Annotated in this window: 2 rRNA genes; both read right to left on the minus strand. The window is 49.8% G+C overall.

Going from position 1 to position 3,215, the window contains the following annotated elements:
• Positions 1-116: ribosomal RNA gene (rrf, locus tag ESP02_RS12990) — 5S ribosomal RNA — on the minus strand.
• A gap of 96 nt (positions 117-212) precedes the next feature.
• Positions 213-3,127 (minus strand): 23S ribosomal RNA (locus ESP02_RS12995).
• Positions 3,128-3,215 lie beyond the last annotated feature (88 nt).

A 3,215-nucleotide genomic window follows, 5' to 3' on the forward strand; every position in this document is an offset into this window, starting at 1 on the left:
GCGTGGCGACGTCCTACTCTCACAAGGGGCAACCCCTCACTACAATCGGCGCTAAGAAGCTTAACTTCTGTGTTCGGCATGGTTACAGGTGTATCCTTCTCGCTATCGCCACCACACTGTGGTGTTATCTTTTATTGAGTAAATTTTGTTCACTCAAAACTGGATTTGAAGTCATATAAGTTTTTTTGCCGAGTTCTTTTCTTTTTAACCTATTGGTTAAGTCCTCGATCGATTAGTATCAGTCCGCTCCATACATCACTGTACTTCCACTCCTGACCTATCTACCTGATCATCTCTCAGGGATCTTACTTTCTTAAAGAAATGGGAAATCTCATCTTGAGGTGGGCTTCACACTTAGATGCTTTCAGCGTTTATCCCTTCCCTACATAGCTACCCAGCAATGCCCTTGGCAGAACAACTGGTACACCAGCGGTAAGTCCATCCCGGTCCTCTCGTACTAAGGACAGCTCCTCTCAAATTTCCAACGCCCGCGACGGATAGGGACCGAACTGTCTCACGACGTTCTGAACCCAGCTCGCGTGCCGCTTTAATGGGCGAACAGCCCAACCCTTGGGACCGACTACAGCCCCAGGATGCGACGAGCCGACATCGAGGTGCCAAACCTCCCCGTCGATGTGGACTCTTGGGGGAGATAAGCCTGTTATCCCCAGGGTAGCTTTTATCCGTTGAGCGATGGCCCTTCCATGCGGAACCACCGGATCACTAAGCCCGACTTTCGTCCCTGCTCGACTTGTTGGTCTCGCAGTCAAGCTCCCTTCTGCCTTTACACTCTTCGAATGATTTCCAACCATTCTGAGGGAACCTTTGGGCGCCTCCGTTACCTTTTAGGAGGCGACCGCCCCAGTCAAACTGCCCATCTGACACTGTCTCCCACCACGATTAGTGGTGCGGGTTAGAGTGGCCATAACGCAGGGGTAGTATCCCACCAGCGCCTCCATCGAAACTAGCGTTCCGATTTCTACGGCTCCTACCTATCCTGTACATGCGGTACAGACACTCAATATCAAACTACAGTAAAGCTCCATGGGGTCTTTCCGTCCTGTCGCGGGTAACCTGCATCTTCACAGGTACTAAAATTTCACCGAGTCTCTCGTTGAGACAGTGCCCAAATCGTTACGCCTTTCGTGCGGGTCGGAACTTACCCGACAAGGAATTTCGCTACCTTAGGACCGTTATAGTTACGGCCGCCGTTTACTGGGGCTTCAATTCGTACCTTCGCTTGCGCTAAGCACTCCTCTTAACCTTCCAGCACCGGGCAGGCGTCAGCCCCTATACTTCATCTTACGATTTTGCAGAGACCTGTGTTTTTGATAAACAGTCGCTTGGGCCTATTCACTGCGGCTGATCGTATGATCAGCACCCCTTCTCCCGAAGTTACGGGGTCATTTTGCCGAGTTCCTTAACGAGAGTTCTCTCGCTCACCTTAGGATTCTCTCCTCGACTACCTGTGTCGGTTTGCGGTACGGGCCGCTGTTTTCTCACTAGAAGCTTTTCTCGGCAGTGTGACATCAGGAACTTCGGTACTATTATTTCCCTCCCCATCACAGCTTGTCCTTAAGAAAAGAAGCATTTGACTCCTCTTCAGACTTACTGCTTGGACAGACATTTCCAATCGTCTGCATTCCTTAGCCTCCTGCGTCCCTCCATTGCTCAAACAAAAACAACGGGTACAGGAATATCAACCTGTTATCCATCGCCTACGCCTATCGGCCTCGGCTTAGGTCCCGACTAACCCTGGGCGGACGAGCCTTCCCCAGGAAACCTTAGTCATTCGGTGGACAGGATTCTCACCTGTCTTTCGCTACTCATACCGGCATTCTCACTTCTAAGCGCTCCAGCAGTCCTCACGATCTGCCTTCGACGCCCTTAGAACGCTCTCCTACCAATACACCTAAAGGTGTACTCCACAGCTTCGGTAATATGTTTAGCCCCGGTACATTTTCGGCGCAGGGTCACTCGACTAGTGAGCTATTACGCACTCTTTAAATGGTGGCTGCTTCTAAGCCAACATCCTAGTTGTCTGTGCAACCCCACATCCTTTTCCACTTAACATATATTTTGGGACCTTAGCTGGTGGTCTGGGCTGTTTCCCTTTCGACTATGGATCTTATCACTCACAGTCTGACTCCCGGATATGAATGAATGGCATTCGGAGTTTATCTGAATTCGGTAACCCGAGATGGGCCCCTAGTCCAAACAGTGCTCTACCTCCATCATTCTCAATTCCGAGGCTAGCCCTAAAGCTATTTCGGAGAGAACCAGCTATCTCCAAGTTCGTTTGGAATTTCTCCGCTACCCACACCTCATCCCCGCACTTTTCAACGTACGTGGGTTCGGTCCTCCAGTGCGTTTTACCGCACCTTCAACCTGGACATGGGTAGATCACATGGTTTCGGGTCTACGACTACATACTCAAACGCCCTATTCAGACTCGCTTTCGCTGCGGCTCCGTCTCTTCAACTTAACCTCGCATGCAATCGTAACTCGCCGGTTCATTCTACAAAAGGCACGCCATCACCCATTAACGGGCTTTGACTTGTTGTAGGCACACGGTTTCAGGTTCTATTTCACTCCCCTTCCGGGGTGCTTTTCACCTTTCCCTCACGGTACTGGTTCACTATCGGTCACTAGGGAGTATTTAGCCTTGGGAGATGGTCCTCCCGGATTCCGACGGAATTTCTCGTGTTCCGCCGTACTCAGGATCCTCCTAGGTGTCTTCCACATTTCGTCTACGGGGTTTTTACCCTCTTTGACTGACTTTTCCAAGTCATTCGACTATCTGAAAGAACTACCATATTGGAGTCCTACAACCCCAACAAGCAAGCTTGTTGGTTTGGGCTTTTCCCGTTTCGCTCGCCGCTACTCAGGGAATCGAATTTTCTTTCTCTTCCTGCAGGTACTTAGATGTTTCAGTTCTCTGCGTCTACCTCGAATGTGCTATGTATTCACACAATCGTAACATCCTATTAAAGATGCTGGGTTCCCCCATTCGGAAATCTCTGGATCATAGCTTACGTACAGCTCCCCAAAGCATATCGGTGTTAGTCCCGTCCTTCATCGGCTCCTAGTGCCAAGGCATCCACCGTGCGCCCTTATTCACTTAACCTTATCAACCTTGCGGTTGGGTTTTGATCCTTCTTCTAGCGATAGAAGTTAGATCAAGAAAATAAGCAATTGAACTTATTAAAAAACTC

This window comes from Enterococcus sp. NBRC 3427, from assembly GCF_007996925.1.
Lineage (GTDB): Bacteria > Bacillota > Bacilli > Lactobacillales > Enterococcaceae > Enterococcus_B > Enterococcus_B lactis.